This is a genomic window from Streptomyces sp. NBC_00076, from assembly GCF_045041235.1.
In the GTDB taxonomy this organism is placed as follows: Bacteria; Actinomycetota; Actinomycetes; order Streptomycetales; family Streptomycetaceae; genus Streptomyces.
On record NZ_CP108242.1, the window covers coordinates 2,247,834 to 2,274,773 of the forward strand.

The following is a 26,940-nucleotide window of genomic DNA, read 5'->3' on the forward strand; positions in this document are numbered from 1 at the left end:
ATGGGGGACGCCCGTGTCCGAAGAACCGGGCAGTGAACGTCTGATCGCGGGCCGCTACCGTCTCCTGTCGCCGCTCGGCGAGGGCGGCATGGGGACCGTGTGGCGTGCCCGCGACGAGGTGCTGCACCGCGAGGTCGCGGTCAAGGAGGTACGGGCACCCGCCGGGCTGCAGGGATCCGAGATCGAGCGGATGTACGCCCGGCTGGAGCGGGAGGCGTGGGCGGCCGCCCGGGTCGCCAACCGCAACGTGGTGACGGTGTACGACGTGGCCACCCAGGACGGCCGTCCCTGGATCGTCATGGAGATCGTGCGGGGCATCTCCCTGGCCGAGCTCCTGGAGGCGGAGGGTCCGCTCTCCCCGCAGCGGGCCGCGCACATCGGCGCCGAGGTGCTGTCCGCGCTGCGGGCCGCGCACGAGGCCGGGGTGCTGCACCGGGACGTGAAACCGGCCAACGTGCTGATGTCGAACGACGGCCGGGTCGTGCTGACCGACTTCGGTATCGCCATGGTCGAGGGCAGCTCCGCGCTGACCATGACCGGCGAGGTCATCGGCTCGCCCGAGTTCCTGGCGCCGGAGCGGGCGCTGGGCCGCACGCCCGGCCCCGAGTCCGACCTGTGGGCGCTGGGCGTCCTGCTGTACGCGGCGGTCGAGGGCCACTCCCCGTTCCGCCAGAACACCCCGCTCAGCACCCTGCGGGCGATCGTCGACGAGGAGTTGCCGCCGCCGCTGAGGGCCGGTCCGCTGGCCCCGGTGATCGAGGGACTGTTGCGCAAGGACCCGGCCGAGCGGCTGTCCGCCGAGCGGGCCGAGCAGGACCTGCGGGTCGTCGGCGCGGGCGGCACACCGCGCGCGGACTTCGGGCCGGAGTCCTCGTTCGCGTACCCGCCGACCGTCGCCCGACAGCAGCCGCCGCCGACCTCGCCGGACCCGTCCCAGTGGACGCAGCCCACCCCGGCGGGTGGCCCCACGGCGCCCACGACCGCCCCCGGCGGACCCACCGGACCGCGCCGCAACCGCCGCGCGGCCGTCGTGCTGGTGGCGGGCATCGCCGCCCTGGCGCTGGCGATCGCGGGACTGACGTACACGCTGCTGAACGGTGACGACGGGGACAAGACCGAGGGCGGAGGGACCAAGAACGAGACCTCCGCGCAGGTTTCACCCTCGGTGAGCGACACCGCGCCGCAGGACACCGGAAAGCCCGAGCCCACGCCCAGCGAAAGCCGTGAGTCCACGTCCGCTGCCCCGGCGCAGTCGGTGAAGGTCTCCCTGGCCGGTTCGCACACGGAGTACTCCGGCACCTGCCCGCCGGCGCGGGACGACGCGCCCGCCTTCACGGCGACGTTCACGGTGGGCACGCTGCCTGCCGAGGTCAGCTACCGCTGGGTGTCGCGGGACGGCGACGTCATGGACGCGGGGTGGAAGACCCTCTCGTTCCCGGACGGCGGCGACAGGACCAAGCAGGACACGGCGTTCGTGACGACGAACGACGACAACGGCAGCTTCGAGAACGAGATCAGTGTCGAGGTCCGCGATCCCGTGCACACGACGTCCAACTCGGTGCCGTTCTCGGTGACCTGTGAGTCGGAGGCCCCGTCGGACGAGGCCTCCCCTTCCACTTCGGAGTCGCCGTGACGGCGCCCGCGCTTTCCTGACGGTCAGGCCAGGCCGTTGAACACCGGCAGATAGCCACCGGACTGGCCGGCCGCCTTCGGGTGGTACGACTCGCCGATGTTGAGCAGGTTGAGGCTGTTCAGCCAGGGGCTGCCGGAGCAGAGCTCGTGGCCGGTAAAGGTGCCTCGGACGTCGCCGAAGGCGAAGCCGTGGTCCGCGGCCCTCTTGGCGACCGCGGTGTCCAGGTAGTCGGCCGCGTCGTTGATGGCCTTCCGCTTGGTCTCGGAGAGGCCGACGCAGGTGGCGCCGAGCTGGTAGAAGCGGGGGTAGCCGAGCACGACCACGCGGGCGGACGGTGCCTTGGCGCGGATCGCCGAGTAGACGCTGTCGAGCCTGCCGGGGAGCGTCGAGTCGACGTACGCCCTCGCGGTGTCGATCCGGGACAGGCAGGAACTGTCGGACTGGAGCACACAGGTCGTCATGACATCGGAGAAACCGGCGTCGTTGCCGCCCACGCTGATCGAGACGAGGGCGGTGGCGGAGTTGAGCGGGGTCAGTTGACTCGCCAGAACATCACTCGTTCGGGCGCCCGAGCAAGCGGTGAAGTCGAAGGACGAGGGTGAATGGGCGGCGGCCCAGAGGTAGGGATACGCCTTCGCGCTGCGCTTGCAGTCACCGCTCGCGGAGAGGTAGCTGCCCGTGCCCACCCCGGAGGAGTAGGAGTCACCGAGCGCCACATAGCCGCCGGTTGCGGCGAGTTGGGACGCCTGGGCGGTGGCCGCGCCGGTGAGCGCGGTGCCGACGGCTAGGAGGAGAGAGCTGACGAATACGGCAAGTCGGGAACATCTCATGGAACCTCCTTTAGCAGGATCTCTGCCATAACTGTCGTAGCAACTACGCGTGTTGACGGGAAGTGTCCATGCCAAGTCTTTTCGGTCGTTTGCGCGAGTGACCGACCTGTTCGCCGTGACCTGAACCAGCGTTCCTGACCTGCTTCAGGCGCCCCCGGGAACGTGCGCGTCTTGACGGCCCGGCGGGGCTGAGCGACATTGAAGCCCGGCATCCGGCGCTTCGGGGGGCAAAGTCGCCAATGCGGACCACACGCGTCAAGGCATCGTCAAGAGATCTGTCGCCGCTGCTCGCCGGCGCCGCGACGGCCGTAGCGGGATGCGGCGCGCTGTTCGCGTTCGCCGACTCGGACTCACCGCTGCGCGGCCCGTTCACCCTGTTCTTCCTGCTCGCCACGCCCGCGGCCGCCATCGCCGCCGGGCTGCGCGGGCTGGAGCCGTTCGGTCGTCTGCTGACCGCGGTCGCGGGCTCGGTCGTCGTCAACATGCTGGTGGCCCAGGGCATGCTGGCCGTGCACCGCTGGTCGGTGCGGGGCGGGCTGGTGGCCGTGACCGCCCTCAGCGCTCTCGTGCTCCTGCCGTCCGTGGTGCGGCGAATGCGCGGGACCGTGCGCGGGCGCGCGCCCCAACTCACCGACGGCCAGGGATCCGTAACGGTCAAACCATCAAAAACGTGAGGCCTCGTTCCAGGTCTTGCCATACAGGCTCAATCATCAATACCGTCGTACATCTCACCCGCATCGGCCCATCATCAAGCGGCTCCAGGGGAGGGCTCAGGACCGCGATGGATTCCGGCGCGGGGCGCGGTAGGGGGGTGCCGTGCTCGGTGACGCACTTGTGACCGGGCCGTGCCGCGAGACCGGCTGCCGTTTTCCGGGGCCGGCCAGCTTTTGCCAGCTCACCCGGCACGCACGGAGATCGCCTCCGGCATGCCTCGGGTGAGAACCCCCCTTTCGAACCGGACAAAGAACCGGGCTGCCCAGGGGCGGGCGGTCCACCGGACGAGAGGGACCAGACCCATGAGCTCAGTTCTGCGCCCGGCCAGTACGGGCCACGATCCGTCAACAGCCGGTAAGTACCGTCCGATCTCCTCTCACCTGGCGATCACGCCACCGGTGAGCGTCGTGATTCCCGCCATGAACGAGGCGGAGAATCTCCCGTACGTCTTCAAGACCCTTCCGGCCTGGATACACGAAGTGGTCCTTGTGGACGGCAACTCCACCGACGACACCGTCGAAGTGGCCCGCTCCCTGTGGCCGGACGTCAAGGTCGTCGAACAGCGCGGCAAGGGCAAGGGCGACGCGCTGACCACCGGGTTCCAGGCCGCCACCGGCGACATCATCGTGATGGTCGACGCGGACGGCTCGGCCGACGGCAACGAGATCGTCAGCTATGTCTCCGCCCTCGTCTCGGGCGCGGACTTCGCCAAGGGGTCCCGGTTCGCCAACGGAGGCGGCACCGACGACATGACCTTCATCCGCAAGCTCGGCAACTGGGCGCTGTGCACGGCGGTCAACCGCAAGTTCGGCGCCCGCTACACGGATCTGTGCTACGGCTACAACGCGTTCTGGCGGCACTGCCTCGACAAGATCGAGCTGGACTGCACCGGCTTCGAGGTCGAGACCCTGATGAACATCCGGGTGGTGAAGGCCGGCCTCAAGGTGCAGGAGATACCGAGCCACGAGTACCTCCGCATCCACGGCACCAGCAATCTGCGGGCCGTGCGGGACGGGCTCAGGGTGCTCAGGGTGATCCTGAGCGAGCGCTCCAACCGGCGGGCCCTGCGCCGCCGGCCGCAGCACTCCCCGCTGCTCGACTCGGTCCGGGGAGAGGTGTCTTGAGCGGTCCCGACATCTCCGTGGTGATCTGCGTCTACACCGAGGACCGCTGGGAGGACATCCTCGCGGCGGTCTCCTCGGTGCGGGCGCAATCACACCCCGCGCTGGAAACACTCCTCGTCGTCGACCACAACGCGGCGCTCCTGGACCGGCTGGCCAAGGAGTACAAGGAGCCCCAGGAGACCCGGGAGGTGCGGGTGCTCGCCAACGCGGGCCCCCGCGGTCTGTCCGCCGGCCGCAACACCGGGATCGCCGCGGCGCACGGCGACGTCGTGGCGTTCCTGGACGACGACGCGGTGGCCGAACGGGACTGGCTGCGGCACTTCGCCGCCGGTTACGCCGATCCGCGGGTGCTGGCCGTCGGCGGCCGTACCGTGCCGATCTGGGCGTCGGGCCGCCGGCCGGCCTGGTTCCCGGAGGAGTTCGACTGGGTGGTCGGCTGCACCTACCGGGGGCTTCCCCCGGGCCGGGTGCGGGTGCGCAACGTCCTGGGCGGCAACGCCTCCTTTCGCCGCAGCGCCTTCGACGCGGCGGGCGGCTTCGCCACCGGTATCGGACGCGACGGCGACAAGCGGCCGCTGGGCTGCGAGGAGACCGAACTGTGCATCCGGCTCACCCGGGCGAGACCGGAGGCGATCCTGCTGATCGACGACCGTGCGGTGATCCACCACCGGGTGCCCGAGACACGTGAGCACTTCGGGTACTTCCGGACGCGGGCATACGCCGAGGGTCTGTCGAAAGCACTGGTGGCCCGAAGTGTGGGCACAGACAAGGGACTTGAGTCGGAGCGCCGGTACGCGACGCGGGTACTGCCGGCCGGGGTGGCGCGCGGTCTGCGGGACGCCCTGCTGGCCCGTCCGGGCGGCGCGGGCCGCGCGGGCGCGATCGTCGCCGGGGTGCTGACGGCGGCGGGCGGGTATGTGGTGGGCAGTGTCCGGGCGCGCCGCGGCACCACCACCTTCTCGGTGGCCGGGATCGACGGCGGGATCGAGGGGGAAGCGGATGGCTGACACGCCGGTGCCGATCCTCATGTACCACGCGATCGCGGCCGAACCGAACGAGGCCACCCGGGAGTTGTCGGTGGCCCCGGAGGCCTTCGCCGAGCAGTTGGCCGTGCTCGGCGAACTGGGGTTCACCCCCGTCGACACCGCCCGTCTCGCCGCCCGTTGGCGCTCCGGACGCCCGCTGCCCGCACGGCCCGTCCTGATCACCTTCGACGACGGCTACGAGGGCGTGCACCGGCACGCCCTGCCCGTGCTCGCCAAACACGGCTTCGCGGCCACCCTGTTCGTCTCCACCGGCTGGATCCGGGGCGCGTACGACACCGGGGGCGGCCTCGACACCATGCTGGACTGGGACCAGATCCGCGAACTGGCCGCGGCCCGCGTGGAGATCGGCGGACACAGCCACACCCACCCGCAGCTCGACCAGCTCGACGACGCCACGCTGCGCCACGAGCTGATCCAGTGCAAGGAGATCGTCGCCGACGAACTCGGCACGGTCCCGGCCTCGTTCGCCTACCCCTACGGCTACTCCAGCCGCCGGGTGCGGCAGGCGGTGCGGGAGACGGGGTACGGTCAGGCGCTCGCCGTCGGCAACGGGCTCGCCCGCCGCCGGCAGGGGCCGTACGCCCTGCAACGCGTGACCGTGCGCCGCAGCACCGGCATCGAGGAGTTCGAACGGCTCGTCCAGGGCCGCGCGATCGCCCGGAACTTCGCCCGGGACCGTGCCCTCACCAAGGGGTACGCCCTGGTCCGCAGAGCACGCCAGGTCCGCCGGAAGGCCATCCGTTCCCGTGTCTGACACGACCACGACCACGCCCGAGGACACATCGCCCAAGGACACCTCGCCCGCGACCAAGGCGCCCGAGCGGTCGGGGCGCCGGCTCCGGCTGCCCGGCCTGGGCCGGTCGCCGGGGGGCAGTCAGCTGTTCCGCAACGCCTACGCGCTGATGCTGAACACCGGCATCTCCGCGGTGCTCGGCCTCGGCTTCTGGCTGGCCGCCGCCCGCTACTACTCCGAGTCGGCGGTCGGCCAGGGCTCCGCCGCGATCGCCGCGATGAAGCTGCTCGCGGGTCTGACCGCGGTGACCCTGACCGGCGCGCTCGCCCGCTTCATCCCGGTCGCGGGCCGGGCCACCGCTCGGCTCATCTTCCGGACGTACGCGGGCAGTTCGGTGATCGTGGCGGTGGCCGCGCTGGTCTTCCTGCTCACCCTGAACCTGTGGGGGCCGTCGTACCGCTTCCTGCACGGGCCCCTCAACGGGCTCGGCTTCGTGGTGGCCGTCGTCGCCTGGTCGCTGCTGACATTGCAGGACGGGGTGCTGACGGGGCTGCGCAACGCGCTGTGGGTGCCGGTCGGCAACACCGTGTTCTCCGCGGTGAAACTGGGGCTGCTGGCCGCGTTCGCGGTGGCCCTCCCGACATCGGGCGTGTTCGCCTCGTGGGTCGCGGCGATCGCCTTCTCCGTACTGCCGCTGGGCTGGCTGGTGTTCCGGCGGCTGGCGCCCCGGCACATCGAGGCCACCGACGAGCACGCGCGGCCACCGACCCTGAAGGAGATCGGGCGGTTCCTGGCGGGCGACTACACCGGCTCGCTGTTCTCGCTGGCCGTGGTCTACCTGGTCCCCGTGATCATCGCCTCGCAGGTCAGCTCCGAGGACAACGCGTACTTCTACATCACCACCACGATCGGCGGCACGATCAATCTGCTCGCCATCAACATGGGCGCCTCGCTGACCGTGGAGGGCTCCCACGACCCGCGCCGGCTGGCCTCCAACACCCGGGCCGCGCTCAGGCGGATGGCCCGGATCATGCTGCCGGTGGCCGCGATCCTGTTCGTCGGGGCACCCTGGATCCTCGGCGTGTTCGGCGCGGGCTACGCGGACGCGGCCACCGGGCTGCTGCGCTGGTTCGCGGTCGGCGCGGTGCTGCGGGTCGTCATGGAGACCTACTTCGCGGTGCTGCGGGCGCAGAGCCGCACCGCCGGACTCGCCTGGATGCAGGGCCTGTTGTGCGTTCTGGTGCTCGGCCTGACGCTTTTGCTGCTGCCCCGCATGGGCCTGATCGGCGCGGGCGTCGCGGAGATCTCCTCGCTCGCGGTGATCGTGGCGATCGCCGCGCCCAAGCTCTACAAGACCGTCCGGGGCGGGCCTGGCGACCGGCCCGAGGACGCGGCGCCGGACGGGGACCTCGCCGACCTGGGGGCGCGCGAGGTCCCCGCTCCGACCGGGCCGCTCCGGCGCGGACCCGGCTGGGCGCTCGACCAGGACACCCTGGCCCTCGGTGTCCACGTCGACTTCGACCACCTGGAACGCCGGCCGGACGTCCGCCCGGGCCCCGGCACACCGCCCACCGGCACACCCGTGGAGCCTGAGGACCGACGTCCGGCCTGGGCGTGGGCGCCCGAGCTGGGGCTGCCCGTCGAGGCGCGGGAGCCGGGCTCCGAGGCATCGCTGGGTCCGGCGGAGGCCGAGGTGGACGCCCCGTTCGAGCCCCGGGAGGAGATCGCGCGGGGCGCCGAGGCGGCCGTACGGGAAGAGCCGCCCGTCCCCGCGAAGGCAGTCACCGGCGAAGCGGCACCGGCGCCCGCGCGTGGGGGGCCCACCCGCGTCGGGGTGATCCTGGGCTGTCTGCTGACCGCCGCGCTGCTCCTCTACTGGGTGCCCGCGCTGCGGCTCGGCGAGGCCGACCTGGACGAGATGGGCGGGCTCGGGTTGATCTCCGTGCTGCCCCTGCCCACCCTGGCCGGAGCGGCGCTGCTGGTCGTGGTGTTCGCGTCGCTGCTGTGGCTCGGGCGCGAGCACCGGGCGCTGCTGCTGCTGACGCTGCTGGCCACCGTCGTCTCCCTGCACGCGCTGCCCGCCGTGATCGAGACGGAACCGCGGTTCGCGACGGCCTGGCAGCACCTCGGGTTCATCGACTACATCGACCGGACCGGGTCGGCCGTGCCCGACCTGGACGCGCGCTGGAGCTGGCCGGGATTCTTCGCGGTGGCCGCGTTCGTGGCCAAGGCCTGCGGGGTCGGCGACCTCACCGAGGTCATCCGCTGGTGGCCGACCGCCATCCAACTCCTCTACCTGGCCCCGATGTTCCTGCTGGTGCGCTCGATGCGGGCGAGCTGGCGCGCCAAGTGGACCGGCATCTGGATCTTCGTGCTCAGCGGCTGGGTGGGGCAGGACTACTTCTCCCCGCAGGGCTTCACGTATCTCCTGTACCTCGTGTTCGTGGCGATCCTGCTCGTGTGGTTCCGGGCACCGGGCATGATCTGGGCGAAGCGGCGGCCCGGCGAGATCGAGGTCGAGCCGACGGACCGGCGTCAGCGGGCCGTGCTGCTGGTGATCGTGATCGGCCTGTTCGCGGCGAGCGTCCCGGCCCACCAGCTCACCCCGTTCGTGATGCTGGGCGTGCTGGCGGTGCTCGTCCTGGTCGGCCGCAGCGAACTGCGGGGCCTGCCCATCCTGTTCGGGGTGCTGGTGGCCGCCTGGGTGGGCTTCATGGCCGAGCCGTACTGGTCCGGGCACTTCGACGAACTGTTCGGCGGGGTCGGCGGGGTCGGCAGCAATGTGTCGTCCTCGGTGTCCGGCCGGATCCAGGGCGGCAGTTCGACGCACAAGCTCGTGCTGTACGTGCGGGTGCTGCTGGCCGGCGGTGTGATGGCCTTCGCCTGCTGGGGCTGGTGGCGCCGACGCTGGCACCGCTACCGCGAACGGTCGCTGCTGGTCCTCACCTTCGTACCGTTCCTGGGCTTCGGCATGCAGTCGTACGGCGGTGAGATGGCGCTGCGCGTCTTCATGTTCGCCCTGCCCGGCTCGGCCCTGCTCGCCGCACTCGCCCTGTTCCCGCGCACCGGCGTCACCGTCGAAGAACGCGACAAGGACCGGGTGAGCCTCGCCCCGCTGGCCGCGCTGATGGCGGGACTGATCCTCATGGGCGGTTTCCTGGTGGCGCGTTGGGGCAACGAGCCGTTCGAACGGATCCGGCCCGGCGAGGTCACGGCCATGGACTACGTGTACGCCCATGACGATCCGACGGTACGGCTGCTGTGGCTGAGCAACGACACGGTGAACAACGTGACGCCGGCGATGCCGTGGGGCACCAGGGACATGGAGAAGGTCCAGTACGTGCCGACGCTGGCACCGCCCGACCCGGTGCTGGTGTCGGGTCTGGTCAAGGCGTTGAAGGACGCGGGCCCGAACTCGTATCTGATGATCAACCGCAGTCAGGTCGTCTATCTCCAGCTGGACGTGGGCTATTCGGACAGCTGGGAACCTCGGCTGGTCAAGCACCTGGACGCGCGGCCGGAGCTGAGGAAGGTCCTCGTCAACGACGACGTGACGATGTACACGCTGCGCAAGCAGCCCGAGGGCAAGGTCCCGGCCGCGGCCCCGGGCCCGATCGGGCCGCAGGTGACGTGGACGCCGTGGTCGGTCGTCGGGGCGCTCGCGGCGCTCGCGCTGATCGTGCTGCTGACGGCACGGGAGGTCGTCCGGGTCGCGGTGCGGCCGAGCGTGCGGCAACTGCGGTGGCTGCAGAGCAGCTTCTGGTTCTCGCTGCCGTTGCTGGCGGTGCTGTTCGCCGCGCTGGTCCAGCGGTTCCTGACGATGAAGTAGGAGTCGTCGTCGGTGGAGTAGGGCTCGTTGTCGGTGGAGTAGGGCTCGTTGTCGGTGAGGCAGGGCGCGTTGTCGGTGAAGCGGGGATCGCCTCAGCGCGGGCCAGGTGAAGTGGCTCAGCCGGACCGCCGGTCGAGCCACTTCACCTCGTACGCCTGCATCTCGAACCGTCTGCCGTCGACCTGGGCGCTGATCTGCCGGTCGAGGGTGTTGACGACGAGGGCCAACGTGTCGGTCGCCAGGACCCGCACGTTGGGTACGTCGTCCTTGGCGACGGACACCGTCCGGTAGGCGGTGCCGGGCGGGAACTCCGCGCCGAAGCGGGAGACGAGGTCGTACAGGGGAAGCTTCGCGCCGCCGCTGCCCCCGTCGGTCGGGGTCCACAGACAGCCGGGACAGTCGGTGCCCTTCTCCCGCTCCGGGTTCCAGTAGAAGCCGGAGGAGGCGCCGCCCTTGACCATGGCGATCATCCCGGTGGCCTGGACGGCGACCCGGCGGGTCTCGGACCAGCCCTTGCGTTCGTCGTTGGCGTCGCCGGGCTCGACGTAGTACTCGGCCCACCACAACGGCAGGTCGCCGGTCCGCGCCCGCACCCACTTCCCCACCGCCGTGAACTTGTCGGTGGCCGCGAACTCGTCGGGCAGCAACTCGTCGTCGTTGGTGTAGCTGGAGCCGTCGACGACCACGAAGTCGGCGCCTGCCTTGTGCCGGTTCCAGTAGGCGAAGGCGTCGAGGATCCGCTGGTCCATGGCGCCCCAGGGCCCCTTGAAGGTGGTCGAGGCGTCGGCCGAGCGCGGGTCGACGCTGTCCATCACCAGGTACGGCCCGCCGACCTCGATGTCCTTGTCGACACCCTTGAGAGCCTTGTAGACCAGGTTGTAGAGCCTGGTGTAGCCCTCGTAGTCCCAGCGGGCCTCGGCGTCGTTCCAGAAGCCCTTGAACTCGTTCCAGACGACGAAGTGGCGTACGTCCGGATAGCGCTTGGCGACGGTCGCGGCCAGGTCGGCGAAGTCCTGGTAGTGGTCGGGAGTCGGCGAGGTCTCCAGGGCGGCCTGGCTCCAGTTCGTGTTGCCGACGCCTGCCTTGCCGCCCTTCATCCAGTCCGGGGAGCAGCACAGGGTGATCACCGGGGTGGCTCCGGAGGCGCGCATGAAGTCGACCCGGCGGTCCATGGCCCCGAAGTCGTAACGGCCCTTCACCGGCTCGGGGTTGTCGGCGCCCCAGCCCATGATGTGCTGGTTCTGCGGCAGGCCCCCGGCATTCGACAGCCGGTCCTCGACACGCCGGGTGGCGGCGCCGGCCCCCTCGTCGGCACTGAACTGGGTGTGCGTGAAGCCCCAGCCCACCTCGGGCTTCGCCGCACCGGCGGGAGCCCTCGGCGTGCCGTGCACCTTGTCGCCGTCGCGTGAGGTGCCCTCGGTGCCGCCGTCGTTCCCGGGAAGCGTGTTGAGCAGGGTCACGACCAGGGCCAGCGCGGCCAGGCCCACACCGAGCAGCGCGGTGAGACGCCACCGCCCGGCCCCCGAATTCCACCCATGACGTCCCATCAAGGGCAACGGTAACCGGCCCGACACCCGGCCGGGCAGATGTCGTAGCCGCACAGCTCTGTAACAGGACGGACGCCGGGACGGAGGGGACGCAGAGGACACAGGGGACACAGGAGAAGCACGTGACACCGGCTCCCCGGCTGACGCACCGACACCGACGCACCGACGGCACGGCTGGTGCGCCGAGGACACGACCAGCGTGCTGAGGGCCCGGCCGGCGCACGGACGACACGACAGGTGCACTCCGGTGCGCTACGGAAAGCGGGTGCACGAGGCCCGAACGTGCCGGATCATGGCGGGCATGTCTGCGAACCCACACGACGCTCTGCCGATCCGGCTCAACGTCGACGACAGCGACTCGCCGTCCGACGTCGTCGACGCGCTGTTCCTCGGTCGCTTCGCGACGGGCGAGCAGCCGTACTCGCACGCGGCCAACATCGACCGCGTGCGCTCCGGGGCGACCCTCCTGCCGCCGGACGCCCGTGTCCTGCGCATGGCCCGCGACGACGACCGCAGCGCGACGCTGGCCGAGGGCGACGGCTGGACCCTGCTGATCTCCCGCTGGAACCGGGGCGCGGACGTCACCGTCACAGCGACCACCGCGGAGCTCGCGGAGAAGGTCCTCGAGCAGGCCACCGACGGCGCCGCGGACGAGCCCGAGCCACAGCCGGAGAACGTGACGATGGGCTTCTGGTACGTCTCCCCGAGGCGTGGCCCGCACCGCACCACCCGGCAGATCTCCGCGGGCACCTGGGACGAGGTGCGGGCCAACTACACCGCGCCCGTCGCGGACGCGATGGACGTCCTGATGAAGACCACCCCGGAGGACATCGCCGGCCGGCTGCTGCTCCTGCACGGCCCGCCGGGCACCGGCAAGACGTCGGCACTGCGGACGCTCGCGCGGTCCTGGCGGGACTGGTGCCAGGTGGACTGCGTGCTGGACCCCGAGCGGCTGTTCAGCGACGTCGGCTATCTGATGGACATCGCGATCGGCGAGGACGACAGCACGGGCAAGGGACGCTGGCGGCTGCTGCTGCTGGAGGACTGCGACGAGCTGATCCGCGGCGAGGCCAAGCACACCGCCGGCCAGGCGCTGTCCCGGCTCCTCAACCTCACCGACGGCCTGCTGGGCCAGGGCCGCAACGTCCTGGTCGGCGTGACGACCAACGAGGACCTGGAGCGCCTTCACCCGGCCGTGGTCCGCCCAGGCCGGTGTCTGGCCCGTATCGAGGTGGGGCCGCTGACCCGACGGGAGGCCGTGAGCTGGCTGGGCGACGAGGAAGGCGTGGGCCGCGAGGGCGCGACACTCGCGGAGCTGTACGCGCTGCGGCGGGGCACCTCGCCGACGTCGGTGCCGGAGCCCCGGCCGGAGACGGACGCGGGGCTGTACCTGTAGGGCGCGTGCTTTGATGGAGGTATGACCCTGTTCGTCGGCACGTCGGGGTGGCAGTACAAGGACTGGCGGGGCGTGCTCTACCCCGCCGGGTGCCCCACGCGGCTGTGGCTGGAGGAGTACGCGGCGCGTTTCGCGACCGTCGAGATCAACAACGCCTTCTACCGGCTGCCGTCCCGGGAGAACTTCGAGGCCTGGCGGGAACGCACCCCGCCGGACTTCGTGGTCGCGGTGAAGGCCAGCCGCTATCTGACCCACATCAAACGGCTGCGGGACCCCGAGGAGCCGGTGCACCGTCTGATGAGCCGCGCGGCTGGCCTCGGCGACCGGCTGGGTCCGGTCCTGCTCCAGCTGCCACCGACCCTGCGCGCGGATGCGGAGCTGCTGGACACCTGTCTGTCCTGCTTCCCGGCCGGCACGACGGTCGCGGTCGAACCGCGCCATGACTCGTGGTGGACGTCCGAGGTGCGCGAGGTGCTGGAATCCCACGGCGCGGCCCTGTGCTGGGCGGACGTCCGCTCCCGCCCGTCGACCCCGCTGTGGCGCACCACCGACTGGGGCTACGTCCGCTTCCACGTCGGCCGCGCCCGGGCCTGGCCCCACTACGGCCGACAGTCACTGAGGAGCTGGGCCGAGCGGATCGCGGACACCTGGACCGAGGGCGAGGACGTGTTCGCGTTCTTCAACAACGACCCGAACGCGGCGGCGGTGAAGGACGCGGTGGTCTTCGCAAGGGCGGCCGACAGAGCGGGACTGCCCCCCTACGCGCACACCGTGAACATTCACCGACCTGAGCAGCCCACGACCGGCCTCACCCTCCACCGGCCCCGCTCACCCCGCCCCGTAAGCCGCCCGCAGGGCGTCCCGTACCGCGACAAGCGCCGCGTTCTCGTCCAGGCCCAGACGCCGGACCCGCTCGACGTACGCCTGGGCGGCCGACGCCGCTTCGCGTTCCGCCGCCGAGCCCGCGGCGGCGACATACGTTCCGTTGCGCCCCCGCGTCTCGATCACCCCGTCCGCCTCCAGCGCCCGGTACGCCTTGGCGACCGTGTTCGCGGCCAGGCCGAGCGACTCGGCCAGCCCCCGGACGGTGGGCAGCCGGTAGCCCACCGGCAGTTCTCCCGAGCGCGCCTGCTCGGAGATCTGTGCCCGTACCTGCTCGTACGGAGGGGCGCTCTCATCGATGTGGATCTTCAAGGTCACGCAGGCGATTGTCCCGCACCCGGGGGAAAATGAGAGGCACCGGTACGCGTCTCCCCCGTAGCGTGCGCCCATATGACCATGACTGTGCGCGACCTCCGACCAGGCGTCCGGGCCGACTTCGAGGGCTTCGCCCGTGTCCGCCATCTCGCCCTCCCGTTCTATCTCGTCACCCCGGACTCCCTCGCCCACGACCTCGCCCACGCGCATCCCGACTCCCACTACCGCCCCCTGGTCGCGGAGGAGGACGGGGAGGTGATCGGCACCGCCCAGGTCGGGATCGTGCACGAGAGTCCGGAACCGGGCCAGGGCTACGTCAACGTGTACGTGCACCCGGAGCGCACCGGCCGCGGCGCCGGTTCGCAGCTGGTGCGTGCCGCCGAGGAGTACCTGGCCGGCCTGGGGGCGACGAAGCTGTTCGCCTGGGTCCTGGACGAGCCGGACAACCGTGCCTTCGCCGAACGGCACGGCTATCGCGGCAGCCGCTCCGCCCACTTCCTGCGCCTGGACCTGGCGCACGGCACCCTGCCCCCGCTCCAGGACCCGCCACCGGGAGTCGAACTGCGTACCGGCGCCGACTTCGCCGACGACCCTCGCCCGCTGTTCGCGCTGGACTCGGAGACGATGTCGGACGAACCGAGCGACATCGCCTACGAGTTCACCGACTACGAGGCCTGGCTGGAGGACACCTGGAACCACCCCCTCCTCAGCCGCGAGCTGACCTCGGTCGCCGTGGTCGACGGCCGCCCGGTGGCCTTCAGCGCGGCCCGCACGGACGGCGGCACCCGCTACGGCACCGTCATGACCGGCACCGCCCGCGCCTTCCGCGGCCGCGGCCTGGCCAAGCTCGCCAAGACCGATTCCCTGCACCGCGCCCGTGCCGCGGGGTTCACCGAGGCGTTCACGGGAAACGACACCGGCAACGAACCGATGATCGCGATCAACAAATGGTTCGGCTACGAGATCTGTGCAACGGAGATGCGCCATGTCCGCGAACTCACCTGACCCGAAGTCCCTCGTGGAGGTCGTCCTCGTCAAGGCGGGCCGCACGAAGATCCGTTACGGGGCCCAACTCCTCGGCGACGACGGCACCCGGATCGCGGTCCGCGCCCCCTGGGCCGGCGAAGGCGTCCGCGACTTCGGCTTCGTCCGCTTCGAGCCGGGCGATGTCTTCACCGAGTACTACTGGCGCGACCGCTGGTATGCCGTGAAGGAGGTCCGCGACGGGGTCGGCGCCCTGAAGGGCTGGTACTGCGACATCACCCGCCCGGCCGCACTCTCCGGCGCGGAGCTCGTGGTCGAGGACCTCGACCTGGACCTGTGGGTCTCCGGCGACGGCACGGACGTACGCCGACTGGACGAGGACGAGTTCGCCGAGAGCGGTCTGGCGGACCGGGACCCGAGGGCCGCGTCCGCCGCCGTGGCCGCGCTCGACGAGCTGGAGGCGCTGGCCCGCGAGTCCGGCCTCGCCGGGCTGCTCGGCTAGCAGCTTCCGCCCCCGGCCGCACACCGTCCCCCCCCCCCCCCCCCCCCCCCGCCGCTCACCCCACCGTCGCCACCGCCACGTACCGCTCGTCGTCCACGTCCCTCCCCCACAGCCGCGCGTCGTCCGAGAGCCGGTCCACGCGCACCTGACCGCCGAGCGGCGTGAGCAGGGCGGTGAGCCGGTCGGCGGGTATGCCGACGGGGTGGGACGTGCCCCACAGGCCCTCGACGAGGACCAGCCGCCCGCCGGGGCGCAGCAGCTCCCGCCAGTGCCGCAGGGCCCGGCCGGGGTCGGGCAGCGCCCACAGCACATGCCGGACGAGCACCACGTCGAAGCGCTCCTCCCCCACCGGCGGCTCCGCCGCGTCGCCGACGAGGAACACGGCGTCCCGCCCGGCGAGCTTGGCGCGCGCGAGGGCCACCATGTTCGGGGACGCGTCCACCCCGGTGACGTGGTGTCCCTGCTCGGACGCGAGGAGCGACAGACTGCCGGTGCCGCAGCCGAGATCGAGGATGTCGGCGGTGGGTCCGGGCAGCCAGTCACGCAGCCGTTCGGCCCAGGCGTGGCGCACCTCCGGGTCGCGCAGGCCATGGTCCGGTTCGTCGTCGAAGGACTCGGCCCGCCTGTCCCAGTCGACATCCGTCGAGGTCATGGCCGGGTTCGTGGCATCACTCTCGTTCGTCATGGGCCCAAGAGTGACACCCGCCACTGACACCCGAATCGTGACACCGGCCACTGACAGACCGGCAACCGATGAGCAACTCTCCCTGCACGGGTCTACCTCCGTGAAAACACGGAACTCGGTAGCCCTGGAGGAGGCAGCCATGCGCCGTATGACCGTGCAGAAGCCCCTGAAGAAGACGGACTCCCGGGTCCGTGAGGAGGCCGACGAGCGCCCCGCGGGACGCCCGGAGGTCCGCAAGGACATCGCACGCACCTGGTGGCCGGAAGCGTGAGCGTGAGGGCCAGAGCCCCTCAGCCCAGCCGCTTGCGGTAGTGCACGCGGTCGTACGGCCCGTCGACGCGCCGCTCCACGACCTCATAGCCGAACTTCGGGTAGATCTTCTGGTTCTCCCACATCATCGCGTGGGTGTAGAGCCTGACCTCGGGGAGGCCGAGCTCACGCGCGCGTGCCTCGACGAAGTCCAGCAGCCGTCGTCCCACGCCCTCGCCCTGCGCGTCGGGGTGGACGGCGAGGTTGTCGAGGTACAGGTGATCGTCGCGTTCCTCGATCACCACCAGACCGGTCACGGGGTCTCCCGTGACGAAGACCATCCCCGCGGCCACGTTCGCCGCGTGGTCCCGCTCCATGGGCTGGGGCACCCTCCCGATCCGCTCGATGTAGTGGCGGTACGCCGCGTCGGTCACGGTTTTCACGGCCTGTACATCGCCCGCCGTGGCGGGCCGGATCTCCTCGCTCGTCATACACGCACGCTACCCATCTGACCGAGCCCGACGGAGTCCGAGGTCGCCGCCCGAGCCGCCGGGGCCTGACCGGCGGCTCGGGCCGGACAGCCCCCGACGACAGGAGTCGGTTCAGCTGAACGCCGACGCGCAGGTCGTGGGCTTGGCGTGGGCCGGGTCCAGCGCGTTGGCCACCTCGTGGAAGGCGATCCGGTCGAACAGCCCGATCGCCACGTGCTCGGACAGGTCGACCGGGCACAGGTCCTGCAGCAGCACGTTGTGCACGTCGGATCCGCTCAGGAACTGGCTCCGGTACGGCGTGACCACCTCGTCGTACCTGGTGGCGAGGACCGTGTAGCGGACGCCGGGCACCGTGTCGCCGCCCTCGTTGAGCCTGGCGAGGAAGGCGGAACCGGCCACCTGGTCGGCGAGGGCGGGGGTGTTGGTGGTGAGCAGGTCCCCGATGCCCGGGAAGTACGGCAGCAGTCCGGTGAGCCCGGAGAGTGTGGTGCCGTGGTTGATGGGTGCGATGCCGACGAGGGCGTTCACCTTGGCGGCTCCGCCGAGGAACTTGAGGTAGTGGCGGGGCATCATGCCGCCCTGCGAGTGGCCGACGAGGTCGGTCTTGTCGGCGCCGGTCGCCGCGAGCACCCTGTCGACGTATGCCTTCAACTGCTCGGCCGACTTGTCGATGGGACCGAGGCCGTAGAAGAGCGGGACGCCGGAGAGCCGGCCGTAGTCGAAGGAGAAGACGCAGTAGCCGCGGTTCTCCAGGTACGGCGCGAGGGCCAGCCAGTTGTCGACGGAGTTTCCGAAGGTGCCGTGCACGAGGACGACAGGCCGGGGGTGGGCGGCGGAGGGCTTGCAGGAGTAGTCGTTCCAGCCGGCGTCAGGACTGTCGGCCGCCTGGGCGGTGGCGGGGACGACGGCGGCCGCGGCGGTCAGCAGCAGCGCGGTCAGGGGTCTGAGCACTCGTTTCCAGGGCAGCATCGAGTGATCTCCTTGCGGCTCAAGGGAGTTGCGACGGCTCTACGCCCTGTGATCCGGATCACAAGAATGCTGTTCACTCGTCAAGTTACGGGCGAGTAGTGCTCTTGTGAAGTTACGCGTCAGTAAAAACTTCCAGTGGTAACCAACGACGGCAGGTGCCACTGATGCACCGCCACCAGGTACGTCACCAGGCGGGCCTGATGGGACCATGGGGAGCAATACGCCCCAATCGGTCACGCAACGCGCGCACTTCAGCCTCACCGAGCAGCGCGGCCCACACCCCGACGACCTCCGCCGCCGCCTCCTCCGCCGCACGAGTGCAGGCCCACCCCCGCCCGGTCAGCACGACCAGCCGGGCCCTCGCGTCCTCGGGATGCGGCCGGCGCTCGGCGTACCCCTTGCGCACGATCTCGTCGACCAGCTGACTGGCGGCCTGCTTGGTCACTCCCAGATGCGCCGCGAGATCGGTGACCGTCGCCCCGTCCGGGGCGAGCCGGGCGAACGCGAAGCCGTGCGCCGGCCTGACCCCCTCGAAACCGCGGGCGACGACACCCTCGTGAATGCGCTGCGTGAGCTCACCGGCGACGGCGAGCAGGGCGGCGGACAGGGCCATGGCGTCGGAGTTCTGCACGGGTGCATTGAAACACCCTTGACGAATTGGTCAAGCTGCTTGACTATAAGCTCAATTAGTCAAGCTGCTTGACCACTTGCCCGGTTCCGCATCCCGCGACAGGAGACAGCCATGCCCGTCATCCGCCAGTCCGAAGCCGTCACCCACGAGATCCACGGCGCCCGCTTCGTCTCGTACGCCACTCCCCTCACCGGCAGCAAGGAGCTGTGCGCCTGGCGGGGCGAGATCCCGCCCGGGACCAGGGCTCCCGCGCACACGGTGAACCGGGAGGAGATCTTCCACCTGCTCATCGGCGAACTGCTGATCACCCTCGACGGCCGCACCGACCGGCTCACCGCGGGCGACACGGCGATCATCGGCCGCGGAGCGACCGTCGCCATCGAGAACCCGACCGACCACACCGCGATCTCCTGGGTCACCACATCCGTCGGCCTGGAGGCGGAACTGGCCGACGGCACACGCCTCATTCCGCCGTGGGCCAACTGATCCCCGGGCCCGGAAGACAGGCCTGCGCCGACGGTCCTCCCCAAAGACGGTCAGTCAGCCAGAGCCGCTGGACGTACAGCCTCCGGCCCGAAGCGTCGGCGGGCACGGTCGGCGGCGGCCTCGGCTGCGCGGGCACGGGCATCGCCGGGATCCAGGGACAGCTGCCAGTAGGCACTGCCGGCCGGCAGCAGATCGTCAGCACGGATCGCGAAGGAGCGGACTCGTGCCCGCTGCAGCCCGAGGGCGCTCAACAGCCCCAGGGCGGCCGCGGCGAGGGCGGGTGAGTGATTGGTCGGTTCCGGCAGCGTGTGCGTGCGCGTGGTGGAGCTGCGGTCGGCGTACCGCACGGTGAGGGTGATCCGGCCGGCGATCTGGCCTTCGCCGCGCAGGCGCCCGCCGATCTGGTCGGCGAGTCCCAGGACGGCCCGGTGATGCCACGCCGGTTCAAGGCAGTCCCGCTCCAGCACGAGATCGGCGACCAGGTGCGCCGCCGGTTCCGACCTACCGACCGGGCGGGGATCATGGCCGCGGGCCCGCTCGGCCAGCAGCCGGGCCGAACCGGCGCCGAGGAGTCGCTGCAGGGTCGCCGCGGGTACGTCCGCGACCTGGCCGATGGTGTGCAGCCCATATCTGTCGAGCGTTTCCGCTGTCGCGCGGCCGATCCCCGGCAGCGCGGTGACCGGACGGGGATACAGCCACGTGGCGGCCTGCCCGTCGCGGACCCAGGTGGTGTCTCCCGGCGCGGACGCGTCGGCCGCCATGGCGGCCAGCATGCGGTTGTTCGCGAGCCCGGCGCTGCTGTCGATGCCGTAGAGGGCCTTCAGCCTCATCTTCGCCAACTGGACCAGGTCGTAGGGGGACAGGTCGAAGTATCTGAGTGCCGACGTCAGGTCGAGCTGGACGGCGTCGGGCCGGACAGCCTGGACATGAGGAGTGATACCAGACATCAGTTCGATTACATCGTCGTACTGAGTCTCGGTCAGTGCCGCGTGCAGGTGGAGGTGGGCAATGTGCCGCTGACGCGTGGTCATCTCGCTCATCCCGCGCTCCCCGGGCTGCGATGGCCGAACTTCTTCAGGTCGGCCGAGCGGGTGCCGGCGGGCTGGAGGTCGGCGTAGGGGTGCAGGCGGGCGCCGGTGGTGCCGTTGGCCAGGGTCCGCTGCGGCTGGGCGGGGGTCGGGGACGGATGGTCGGCGCCGAGGAGGGCAAGGGCGGCCTCGGGGCCCTCGTCACGGCGGGCGGCGGCGATCTCGTCCAGGTCCCAGGCCATGGTGCCGACGACGGTGCGGCGGGTGCCACGCACCTGGACCGTGCCGCGCACCAGCAGCAGTCCACTGTGGAAGACCGTGTGCGCGCAGGCCGGATGGGAGTCCTCGAAGAAGGCCAGGTCGACCAGGCCGGAGCCGTCCTCCAGGGTGACGAAGATGATGCGCCTGCCGCTGGCGATCGGCGGGGTCTGGGTCGAGGCCCGCACACCGGCGACCAGGACCTGCTGACCGGCGCGCAGTCCGGCCAGGTGGGCCGCGTCGGTCGCGCCGATCTCCCGCAGCAGTCGGTGATGGTGCTCCATCAGGTGCTTGGAGACGTCGATGCCGAGGGTGTTCAACTCGGCGCTCAGGGCTTCCCGTCCGGTCATCTCCGGCAGACCACTCGGCTCCGCTCCCCCGACCGCGCCCGTTTCGATGGGCAGTTGGCCCTTTCCGGCGGACCGGGCGCGGGAGGCCCGGTGGAGTTCGGCGATCTGCAGGAGCAGGTCGCGTCGCGTGAGGCGCCCGTCGTGGAGACAGGTCAGGGCGCCGATCTCGGCGAGGCGTTCGGCGACCGGTCGGCTGGGGTGGGCCCGCTGCCAGAAGTCCGACAGCGATCCGTACGGCTGCCCCTCCTCGATCCGGGCGCACTCGCCCTCGCTGATGCCGTGCACCGCTGAGAGAGCGAGGCGTACGCCCCACTGCTCTCCATCGGCCTTCTCCACCGTGTGCTTCACCTGGGAGTGGTTGATGTCGACGGGCAGAACGGGAACATCGCGCCGACGGGCGTCGGAGACGAGGACCCGCTTGGGCCACATCCCGGGATCGTGTTCGAGCAGGCCGGCCAGCAGAAACGCCGGATAGTGCGCCTTGAGCCACGCGCTCTGCAGGGCCGGTACGGCAAAGGCGACCGCGTGGGCGCGGCAGAAGCCGTAGGCGCCGAAGGCCTCGACGGTCTTCCAGACCTCGTCCCGCACGGTCGTGCCGTAGCCACGGGCCCGCGCTCGGCGATGGAACCAGTCCTTGATCCCGGGCAGTCGGCCCTTGTCCCCGAGTGCCCTCCGGGCGATCTCCGCCAGTGCGCGGTCGCAGCCGGTCATCACGGCGAAGGTCTCGATGATCTGCTCGTGCCAGATGGTCACGCCGTAGGTGTCGGCGAGCACCGGCTCCAGGTCCGGGTGGGCGTACGACGGTGTGCCGCCGTGCCGGGCGGCGATGTACCGCTCGGGCATGCCGCCGGCGACCGGGCCGGGGCGGAAGAGGCTGATGTCGGCGATGACGTCCTGCGGGTCGCGGGGCTGAAGCCGGGACAGCAGGTCCTGCTGGCCGGGCGACTCGAGCTGGAAGAGACCCAGGGTCTGGCTCTCCTGGATGAGCTTGAACGCGAAGACGTCGTCGAGCGGCACCTGCTTCGGGTCGTCCAGGTCGATGTGGCTGCCGGTGGTCCGTTCGATCTCGGCGACGGCGTGGGCCATCGCGGACTGCATGCGCACTCCCAGGACGTCGAGCTTGATGTTGCCCAGCGCCTCGATCTCCTCCTTCGCCGCCATCGCCATGGGGTAGTCGCCCTGTGGCGTGGGCTGCACCGGCAGCCGGTCCAGGAGCGTCGCGTCGCTGATGACCACGCCGCAGGGGTGCATGGCCATGCCGTGGACCAGGGAGTCGAGGCCTTCGGCGAGCTCCCACAGCGGTCCGTACCGGTGCGCCTCGGCCGCCAGCTGCCGCAGTTCGGGCAGTTCGGCGAGGGCGCCGGTGATGTCGGAGGCTCTCAGGTGCGGGAAGCTCTTGGCGATCCGGTCGACGTCCGCGGGCGCGATGCCGAGCGCGAGGCCGGTGTCCCGCAGGGCGCGGCGGGCGCGGTAGGTCTCGGGCATCGCGGTGACCGCGACCCTTTCCTTGCCGAACCGGTCGAAGATCGTGTCGTAGCACTCGAGCCGTCGGGCGGACTCCACGTCGATGTCGATGTCGGGCAGCGAGGCCCGGCGCACGCTCAGGAAGCGTTCGAACAGCAGGCGGTGGTCGAGCGGGTTGGCGGTGGCGATGCCCAGGGCGTGGCAGACCATCGACCCGGCGCCCGAGCCGCGGGCCGCGACTCTGATGCCCTTGGCCCGGATGTCGGCCACGACCTGTCCGACGGCGAGGAAGTACGGGTCGTAGTCGAGCTCGGAGATCACGGCGAGTTCCTCGTCCAGCCGGTCGAGCGCCGCCCGGTCGCGGTCGAGGCCACGGCGGGCCATGCCGGCCTCGCACTGCCGGCGCAGCAGTTGTGCCGCTCCCCCCGCTCCCGGCTCGGCGCCGAAGAGCGACGGCTCCGGGAAGTGCGGTGTGCCCAGCCCGAGGTCCGCTTCGGGGTCGACGGTGCACCCGGCCGCCGTGGCTGCGGTGTCCGCCATCAGGAGACGTGCCCGCCGGACGTCCGTTCCGGCGCATTCGGAGATCATCTGCGCGACGACCGTCATCGCCCGCTCGTCCTTGAGCCAGCGCTGTCCGCTGTCCAGGCGGCGCCTGTCGATCGGCCGCAGCAGTCTCGCGGCGTCCAGGACGTCGGCGAGGCGGTGCTGTTCGGGGTCGGCGTAGCGGACGGCGTTGGAGAGCACCGCGGTGGTACGGGTGCGGTCGGCCAGCGCCAGCGTCCGGGCCGCCAGCCGTAGCGATCCCGGCCCGACGCTGAAACGTTTCTGCGCAACAGCCTCCAACCTGACTCCACTCCCGAAGATCTCCCGCCAAGGCGCCAGCAGCTTCATCGCGACGTCCTCGCGACCGGCCGCCAAGGCCCGCACCGGCTCCGAGAGCGGCCCGAGCAGGACGGTCAGGCCGGGACCGCCGTACTCACGCAGCGCCTCCCACGGCACCACCACCGGTGCCGCGCCGGACGCGGTACCGGCATGGGCGGCCGACGTGATGCGGCACAGCCGCGCCCATCCCGTCCGGTTCTGCGCGAGCAGCACGAACCGCAGCGGCGGCTCGATCACGTGCGCGCCACCACGCGCCGGGGTGCGGCGCCGCCGGGGAGGCGGCGGGGAGGTGAGAGCCTCCACCGCCAGGTCGACCCCGAAGACCGGCCGGACCCCGGTCCCGGCGCACGCCTGGGCGAACCGGACGGCTCCGGTGACCGTGTCCCGGTCGGTGAGCGCGAGTGCCGTCACACCCCGCTCGGCGGCCCGCCGGACGAGATGCTCGGGGTGGGCGGCGCCGTAGCGAACGGAGTAACCGGACGCGACGTGCAGATGGGCGAAGCCCGCCATGCCGCACCTCCATCACTCCACCCCTTTTCGGCCATATACCCGCTACATACCGATATGCTCATCGTACTCTCGTTCGATTACTCTAACCCCACCAGCCCCCGGTCAGCGACTTGATTCGAACACACAAACGATTCTTTGGCGAGTCGAACAGGAACCGAAAAGGCGCCGGCCCGTCACCTCGTCCACGGGGCAGATCAGTTGCTCTCGCGGACTCTCCTGGAGGCCGCTCACACGTCGCGGCGCCTGACGACCGGCCGGCGGCAGCGACCGCGGACGCGGGGGTACGCGTCGACGTGTGCCGCAGCGGGAAGCAGCGTCCCGTGCCGGCCGACATCGACCTGTCCGCCTACCGCATCGTGCAGGAAGCTTCAGCATCATCGGGATGCGGGAGCGGGTCGGCCTGCTGCACGGCCGGCTCAGCGCCGGGCCCCGCCCCGAGGGCGGCTTCCGGGTGGCGGCACGCCTGCCGCCACCCACGCCCGCCGGAGTTCCGGTGGAGGCCCGATGACGCGCCGGGTGTGACGCGTCGTCTGATCGCGGACTTCGTCAAGCGCCCCGCGGATGTCCCGGAACTCCCCCCACGGCCGGCAGAGGGCATCACCGAGCGGGAACGGGAGGTACTGACCCTGGTCGGACGCGGCCGGTCGAACACCGAGATGGCCGAGGACCTCTTCATCACGGTGGCCACCGCCAAGTCACACGTGTCGAGGCTGCTCGCCGAACTGAGCGCGCGGGACCGGGGCCAGCTCGTCATCACCGCCTATGAGGCAGGGCTCGTGCCGCTGCGCGACCGGCGTCCTCGTCATTGGTCCGCCGTACGGCATTGATCCGCCTGTACGGCATTGATCCGCCCGTACGGCACGAAAGTCCCGCCCCTCGTGCGTGGGGCGGGACTTCGTCGGGCCGCGATCACGGCCGTGCCGTACTACCGCGTGGCCGTCAGCCGATCTCGGCGCCGAAGGCCGAGAGCGCCTCCGTGACCGGCTGGAAGAAGGTTTCGCCGCCCGAGGTGCAGTCGCCGCTGCCGCCCGAGGTGAGGCCGATCGCGTTGCTGCCGGAGAAGAGCGAGCCGCCGCTGTCGCCGGGCTCGGCGCAGACGTCGGTCTGGATCAGGCCGTTGACGATGTCGCCGTTGCCGTAGTTCACGGTGGCGTCCAGGCCGGTGACCGTGCCGTCGTGCACCTGGGTGGTGGAGCCGCTGCGGGTGACCTTCATGCCGACGGTGGCCGCGGCCGCTCCCGTGATCTTCTGCGTGGAGCCGTTGTAGAGGTTCACCTCGCTCGGGTGGGCCACGTCGCCGGTGTACTTGACCAGGCCGTAGTCGTTGTCCGGGAAGCTCGACTCCTCGTTCTGGCCGATCGTGTCGCCGCTGGAGTCGGACCAGGTGGAGATGGACTCGGTGCAGTGCCCGGCGGTGATGAAGTACGGCGCGCCGTCCTTGACCACGTTGAAGCCGAGCGAGCAGCGTCCGCCGCCGCCGGTGATGGCGTCGCCACCCGCTATGAAGGGTTTGAACTCCCCCTTCGTGCGCTGCAGTTCGGTGGTGGCGCCGAGTCCGTCGACGACCTTGGTCAGCTTCGCCCACTGGGCGTCGGAGACCGTGCGGTCGGCGGTGACGACCACCTTGTTGGTCGTCGGGTCGGTCGCCCAGGCGGTGCCGGGGATGCTCGCGTCCTGCTTGAGGGTGCCGTGGGCGCTCTTCAGCTCGGCGAGGGAGTTCTCGACGACTCTGGCCTTGGCGCCGGCCGCCTCGACGGTCTTCGCCGCGGTCTCGTCGAGCACGTTGACCACGAGGCTCTTGGTCTTCGCGTCATAGAACGTTCCCGCCGCGTCGGCGCCCAGGTCCTGACCGAGCGTCGAGGCGAGCTTTCCGGCCGCGAGGGCCGAGAAGGTCTGGGGCGCCGGGGACTTCGCCGGCTCGCTGGCGTTCGCGGACTGGAAGGTGACACCCGCGGCGACCAGTGCGGTGACGCCCGCACCTGTCAGGGCCACTCGTCGCCTGGATATGCGTCGGTGCTTCAACTCGCGTCCTCCTGTGGGGGGTCGGTCCGGATGGTTGTGGGGACCTCGGGACCGAAAGGCTGGTTGGCGAGCGCCCACTCTTCCGAATTCCACAGGGGGCGCACAAGGGTGACTTCAGGACGCGCGTAGAACGCGGTTGCGCGCCCCTCCGTTTTTGACGGTCCACGGTCACGCCAGGCCATTCGCGCCGCAAACACTACGGGCGAGTAACTCTCATCAACCCGTGAGGACTAGTCCTGTCTTGAAATCGACCCCTGCGTATCGGGGTTCGCATGGGCCTCGACGGGCGGGAGTTGCTCCTGCACCGGTTGCAGCGACTGCCGCACCGGCTGCCGACGAACAAGGGCGAGCCCCCGCACGAGAGTTCGTGCGGGGGCTCGCTCGCTGCCGGCTGCGGAGCCTCGCGGTGGCGCGGCCGGTCTAGAAGACGCTCACGCCATAGGCGTTCAGGGCCTCCACGACCGGCTGGAAGAAGGTCGTGCCGCCGGAGCTGCAGTTGCCGCTGCCGCCGGAGGTCAGACCGTAGGCGACACCGTTGGTGCCGTAGAGCGAACCGCCGGAGTCGCCGGGCTCGGCGCAGACCGTGGTCTGGATCATGCCGTAGACGACGTCGCCGCCACCGTAGTTGACGGTCGCGTTGAGGGCGGTCACCCGGCCGCTGTGGATGCCGGTGGTCGATCCGTCACGGGTGACGGTGGTGCCGACGCTCGGCGTGCCGGCGCTGGTGATGTCGGTGTTGCCCGCGGTGCCCGCCTTGGCGACCGACGAGTTGGTGTACCGCACGATGCCGTAGTCGTTCGTCGGGAAGCTGGAGCCCGACGTGGTGCCGAGCGTGGTGGTGTGACCGGAGTTGGACCACCACGTGCCGGCGCCGTCGGTGCAGTGACCGGCGGTCAGGAAGTAGTAGGTGCCCGCGCTGTCACGGACGTTGAAGCCGAGGGAGCAGCGCCAGCTACTCGCATAGATGGCGTCGCCGCCTCCGATGTACTTCTGGAACGTGCCGCTGGTGCGCTTGATCGTGAGCGCGTCGGCGTTGGCGCCCGCCTGCTCCTTGATCTTCGCGATCTCGGCCTGGGAGACCGTGCTGTCGGCGGTGACGAGCACCTTGCCGGTCTTGCTGTCGACGGCCCAGGCGGTGCCCGGGACATCGGCCTTGAGCACCGAGCTGCTGACGCTCTTGAGCTCGGAGGCGCTGAACGTGGGAGTGTCGGACGCGTTCGCGCTGGGGACCGCGATCGCGGCGGCGGCCACGAGGCCGGTGGTGACGGCGGTCAGCCGAGTGCGTCTCGCGATGCCGCTGCGGGGAGTGGTGCGCTTGATCCTCACTTTTCGTTCCTCCACATGGGAAGTCGGGGGCCCTCGTGGGGTTTGGGCCCGTGA

23 protein-coding genes and 2 pseudogenes are annotated in these 26,940 nt (G+C 70.8%); 14 read left to right on the forward strand and 11 right to left on the reverse strand.

What is annotated here, in order from left to right:
• Positions 1 to 13 precede the first annotated feature (13 nt).
• A complete protein-coding gene (locus tag OHA64_RS10300; protein ID WP_405611233.1) occupies positions 14 to 1,633 on the forward strand; it encodes a protein kinase domain-containing protein in 1,620 nt (539 codons plus the stop codon).
• Between the two features lie 23 nt (positions 1,634 to 1,656).
• On the opposite strand, the gene OHA64_RS10305 is transcribed toward OHA64_RS10300, so the two are convergent.
• A complete protein-coding gene (locus OHA64_RS10305) occupies positions 1,657 to 2,463 on the reverse strand; it encodes an SGNH/GDSL hydrolase family protein (protein WP_405611236.1) in 807 nt (268 codons plus the stop codon).
• A 239-nt stretch (positions 2,464 to 2,702) separates the two neighbouring features.
• On the opposite strand from OHA64_RS10305, the gene OHA64_RS10310 reads away from it, so the two are divergent.
• The 5 genes from OHA64_RS10310 (at position 2,703) to OHA64_RS10330 (ending at position 9,909) form a co-directional block, all read left to right on the forward strand.
• Positions 2,703 to 3,137: a hypothetical protein gene (locus OHA64_RS10310; RefSeq protein ID WP_405611239.1), complete on the forward strand. Its 435-nt coding sequence runs from the start codon at positions 2,703 to 2,705 to the stop codon at positions 3,135 to 3,137.
• Positions 3,138 to 3,479: 342 nt separating this feature from the next.
• Positions 3,480 to 4,301, forward strand: coding sequence for a glycosyltransferase family 2 protein (locus tag OHA64_RS10315; RefSeq protein ID WP_405611242.1), 822 nt, complete (start codon positions 3,480 to 3,482; stop codon positions 4,299 to 4,301).
• A complete protein-coding gene (locus tag OHA64_RS10320) occupies positions 4,298 to 5,308 on the forward strand; it encodes a glycosyltransferase (protein WP_405611245.1) in 1,011 nt (336 codons plus the stop codon). Before OHA64_RS10315 ends, OHA64_RS10320 begins: the two co-directional genes overlap by 4 nt.
• On the forward strand, positions 5,301 to 6,101 hold the full coding sequence (locus OHA64_RS10325) for a polysaccharide deacetylase family protein (RefSeq protein WP_405611248.1): 801 nt from the start codon (positions 5,301 to 5,303) through the stop codon (positions 6,099 to 6,101). The genes OHA64_RS10320 and OHA64_RS10325 overlap by 8 nt, the downstream gene beginning before the upstream one ends.
• A complete protein-coding gene (locus OHA64_RS10330; RefSeq protein ID WP_405611251.1) occupies positions 6,094 to 9,909 on the forward strand; it encodes a lipopolysaccharide biosynthesis protein in 3,816 nt (1,271 codons plus the stop codon). Before OHA64_RS10325 ends, OHA64_RS10330 begins: the two co-directional genes overlap by 8 nt.
• 116 nt (positions 9,910 to 10,025) lie before the next feature.
• Here the strand turns inward: OHA64_RS10330 and OHA64_RS10335 are convergent, their stop codons facing one another.
• Positions 10,026 to 11,456 (reverse strand): GH39 family glycosyl hydrolase, encoded by a 1,431-nt coding sequence (locus tag OHA64_RS10335; RefSeq protein WP_405611254.1) that lies wholly within the window; start codon positions 11,454 to 11,456, stop codon positions 10,026 to 10,028.
• Between the two features lie 301 nt (positions 11,457 to 11,757).
• Between OHA64_RS10335 and OHA64_RS10340 the strand changes: the two genes are divergently transcribed.
• Positions 11,758 to 12,852 carry a DUF5925 domain-containing protein gene (locus tag OHA64_RS10340; RefSeq protein ID WP_405611257.1) on the forward strand — a complete coding sequence of 365 codons (1,095 nt, stop codon included), beginning with the start codon at positions 11,758 to 11,760 and terminating at the stop codon, positions 12,850 to 12,852.
• 21 nt (positions 12,853 to 12,873) lie between these two features.
• Positions 12,874 to 13,605: pseudogene (locus OHA64_RS10345) on the forward strand (DUF72 domain-containing protein); the annotation flags it as partial.
• A gap of 75 nt (positions 13,606 to 13,680) precedes the next feature.
• On the opposite strand, the gene OHA64_RS10350 reads toward OHA64_RS10345, so the two are convergent.
• Entirely contained in the window at positions 13,681 to 14,052 is a 372-nt protein-coding gene (locus tag OHA64_RS10350) for a GntR family transcriptional regulator (RefSeq protein WP_405623922.1), read from the reverse strand.
• 72 nt (positions 14,053 to 14,124) lie between these two features.
• Here OHA64_RS10350 and OHA64_RS10355 point away from each other — a divergent pair, with 72 nt between their 5' ends.
• Together OHA64_RS10355 and OHA64_RS10360 are read left to right on the forward strand one after the other, a co-directional pair.
• The gene (locus OHA64_RS10355; RefSeq protein WP_405611260.1) at positions 14,125 to 15,054 is read left to right on the forward strand and encodes a GNAT family N-acetyltransferase; all 930 of its coding nucleotides are present in this window, start codon (positions 14,125 to 14,127) and stop codon (positions 15,052 to 15,054) included.
• Positions 15,035 to 15,535: a DUF402 domain-containing protein gene (locus OHA64_RS10360; RefSeq protein ID WP_405611263.1), complete on the forward strand. Its 501-nt coding sequence runs from the start codon at positions 15,035 to 15,037 to the stop codon at positions 15,533 to 15,535. The genes OHA64_RS10355 and OHA64_RS10360 overlap by 20 nt, the downstream gene beginning before the upstream one ends.
• Before the next feature lie 55 nt (positions 15,536 to 15,590).
• On the opposite strand, the gene OHA64_RS10365 is transcribed toward OHA64_RS10360, so the two are convergent.
• A complete protein-coding gene (locus OHA64_RS10365) occupies positions 15,591 to 16,220 on the reverse strand; it encodes a class I SAM-dependent methyltransferase (RefSeq protein ID WP_405611266.1) in 630 nt (209 codons plus the stop codon).
• Between the two features lie 139 nt (positions 16,221 to 16,359).
• On the opposite strand from OHA64_RS10365, the gene OHA64_RS10370 reads away from it, so the two are divergent.
• Positions 16,360 to 16,491, forward strand: coding sequence for a hypothetical protein (locus OHA64_RS10370; RefSeq protein WP_405611269.1), 132 nt, complete (start codon positions 16,360 to 16,362; stop codon positions 16,489 to 16,491).
• Between the two features lie 19 nt (positions 16,492 to 16,510).
• Here OHA64_RS10370 and OHA64_RS10375 read toward each other — a convergent pair whose 3' ends face one another.
• From OHA64_RS10375 to OHA64_RS10385, 3 genes are all read right to left on the reverse strand, one after another.
• Complete coding sequence (locus OHA64_RS10375) at positions 16,511 to 16,960, reverse strand: GNAT family N-acetyltransferase (protein ID WP_405611272.1); 450 nt, start codon at positions 16,958 to 16,960, stop codon at positions 16,511 to 16,513.
• 111 nt (positions 16,961 to 17,071) lie between these two features.
• Entirely contained in the window at positions 17,072 to 17,929 is an 858-nt protein-coding gene (locus OHA64_RS10380; protein WP_405611275.1) for an esterase/lipase family protein, read from the reverse strand.
• A 184-nt stretch (positions 17,930 to 18,113) separates the two neighbouring features.
• Positions 18,114 to 18,560 (reverse strand): MarR family winged helix-turn-helix transcriptional regulator, encoded by a 447-nt coding sequence (locus tag OHA64_RS10385; RefSeq protein WP_405611278.1) that lies wholly within the window; start codon positions 18,558 to 18,560, stop codon positions 18,114 to 18,116.
• Positions 18,561 to 18,671: 111 nt separating this feature from the next.
• Between OHA64_RS10385 and OHA64_RS10390 the strand changes: the two genes are divergently transcribed.
• On the forward strand, positions 18,672 to 19,046 hold the full coding sequence (locus OHA64_RS10390; protein ID WP_405611281.1) for a cupin domain-containing protein: 375 nt from the start codon (positions 18,672 to 18,674) through the stop codon (positions 19,044 to 19,046).
• A 50-nt stretch (positions 19,047 to 19,096) separates the two neighbouring features.
• Here OHA64_RS10390 and OHA64_RS10395 read toward each other — a convergent pair whose 3' ends face one another.
• Both OHA64_RS10395 and OHA64_RS10400 read right to left on the reverse strand, forming a co-directional pair.
• Positions 19,097 to 20,077 (reverse strand): DNA polymerase thumb domain-containing protein, encoded by a 981-nt coding sequence (locus OHA64_RS10395; RefSeq protein ID WP_405623924.1) that lies wholly within the window; start codon positions 20,075 to 20,077, stop codon positions 19,097 to 19,099.
• A 5-nt stretch (positions 20,078 to 20,082) separates the two neighbouring features.
• Positions 20,083 to 23,538, reverse strand: a complete 3,456-nt coding sequence (locus tag OHA64_RS10400) for a DNA polymerase III subunit alpha (protein WP_405611284.1) — start codon at positions 23,536 to 23,538, stop codon at positions 20,083 to 20,085.
• A 382-nt stretch (positions 23,539 to 23,920) separates the two neighbouring features.
• Here OHA64_RS10400 and OHA64_RS10405 point away from each other — a divergent pair, with 382 nt between their 5' ends.
• Positions 23,921 to 24,046 (forward strand): hypothetical protein, encoded by a 126-nt coding sequence (locus tag OHA64_RS10405; protein WP_405624440.1) that lies wholly within the window; start codon positions 23,921 to 23,923, stop codon positions 24,044 to 24,046.
• A 1-nt stretch (position 24,047) separates the two neighbouring features.
• A pseudogene (locus tag OHA64_RS10410) lies at positions 24,048 to 24,365 on the forward strand (response regulator transcription factor); the annotation flags it as partial.
• Positions 24,366 to 24,477: 112 nt separating this feature from the next.
• Here the strand turns inward: OHA64_RS10410 and OHA64_RS10415 are convergent.
• A complete protein-coding gene (locus OHA64_RS10415) occupies positions 24,478 to 25,560 on the reverse strand; it encodes an alpha-lytic protease prodomain-containing protein (RefSeq protein WP_405611287.1) in 1,083 nt (360 codons plus the stop codon).
• Positions 25,561 to 25,980: 420 nt separating this feature from the next.
• The gene (locus tag OHA64_RS10420) at positions 25,981 to 26,886 is read right to left on the reverse strand and encodes a S1 family peptidase (RefSeq protein ID WP_405611290.1); all 906 of its coding nucleotides are present in this window, start codon (positions 26,884 to 26,886) and stop codon (positions 25,981 to 25,983) included.
• Positions 26,887 to 26,940: the final 54 nt, after the last annotated feature.

Excerpts from the sequence above, each read along its gene's own strand:
- OHA64_RS10395 (WP_405623924.1), bottom strand. The coding sequence starts at position 20,077 with ATGACCACGCGTCAGCGGCACATTGCCCACCTCCACCTGCACGCGGCA.
- OHA64_RS10375 (WP_405611272.1), bottom strand. The coding sequence starts at position 16,960 with ATGACGAGCGAGGAGATCCGGCCCGCCACGGCGGGCGATGTACAGGCC.
- OHA64_RS10400 (WP_405611284.1), bottom strand. The coding sequence starts at position 23,538 with ATGGCGGGCTTCGCCCATCTGCACGTCGCGTCCGGTTACTCCGTTCGC.
- OHA64_RS10310 (WP_405611239.1), top strand. The coding sequence starts at position 2,703 with ATGCGGACCACACGCGTCAAGGCATCGTCAAGAGATCTGTCGCCGCTG.
- OHA64_RS10305 (WP_405611236.1), bottom strand. The coding sequence starts at position 2,463 with ATGAGATGTTCCCGACTTGCCGTATTCGTCAGCTCTCTCCTCCTAGCC.
- OHA64_RS10355 (WP_405611260.1), top strand. The coding sequence starts at position 14,125 with ATGACCATGACTGTGCGCGACCTCCGACCAGGCGTCCGGGCCGACTTC.
- OHA64_RS10315 (WP_405611242.1), top strand. The coding sequence starts at position 3,480 with ATGAGCTCAGTTCTGCGCCCGGCCAGTACGGGCCACGATCCGTCAACA.
- OHA64_RS10340 (WP_405611257.1), top strand. The coding sequence starts at position 11,758 with ATGTCTGCGAACCCACACGACGCTCTGCCGATCCGGCTCAACGTCGAC.
- OHA64_RS10405 (WP_405624440.1), top strand. The coding sequence starts at position 23,921 with ATGCGGGAGCGGGTCGGCCTGCTGCACGGCCGGCTCAGCGCCGGGCCC.
- OHA64_RS10360 (WP_405611263.1), top strand. The coding sequence starts at position 15,035 with ATGTCCGCGAACTCACCTGACCCGAAGTCCCTCGTGGAGGTCGTCCTC.
- OHA64_RS10370 (WP_405611269.1), top strand. The coding sequence starts at position 16,360 with ATGCGCCGTATGACCGTGCAGAAGCCCCTGAAGAAGACGGACTCCCGG.
- OHA64_RS10335 (WP_405611254.1), bottom strand. The coding sequence starts at position 11,456 with ATGGGACGTCATGGGTGGAATTCGGGGGCCGGGCGGTGGCGTCTCACC.
- OHA64_RS10325 (WP_405611248.1), top strand. The coding sequence starts at position 5,301 with ATGGCTGACACGCCGGTGCCGATCCTCATGTACCACGCGATCGCGGCC.
- OHA64_RS10390 (WP_405611281.1), top strand. The coding sequence starts at position 18,672 with ATGCCCGTCATCCGCCAGTCCGAAGCCGTCACCCACGAGATCCACGGC.
- OHA64_RS10365 (WP_405611266.1), bottom strand. The coding sequence starts at position 16,220 with ATGACGAACGAGAGTGATGCCACGAACCCGGCCATGACCTCGACGGAT.
- OHA64_RS10380 (WP_405611275.1), bottom strand. The coding sequence starts at position 17,929 with ATGCTGCCCTGGAAACGAGTGCTCAGACCCCTGACCGCGCTGCTGCTG.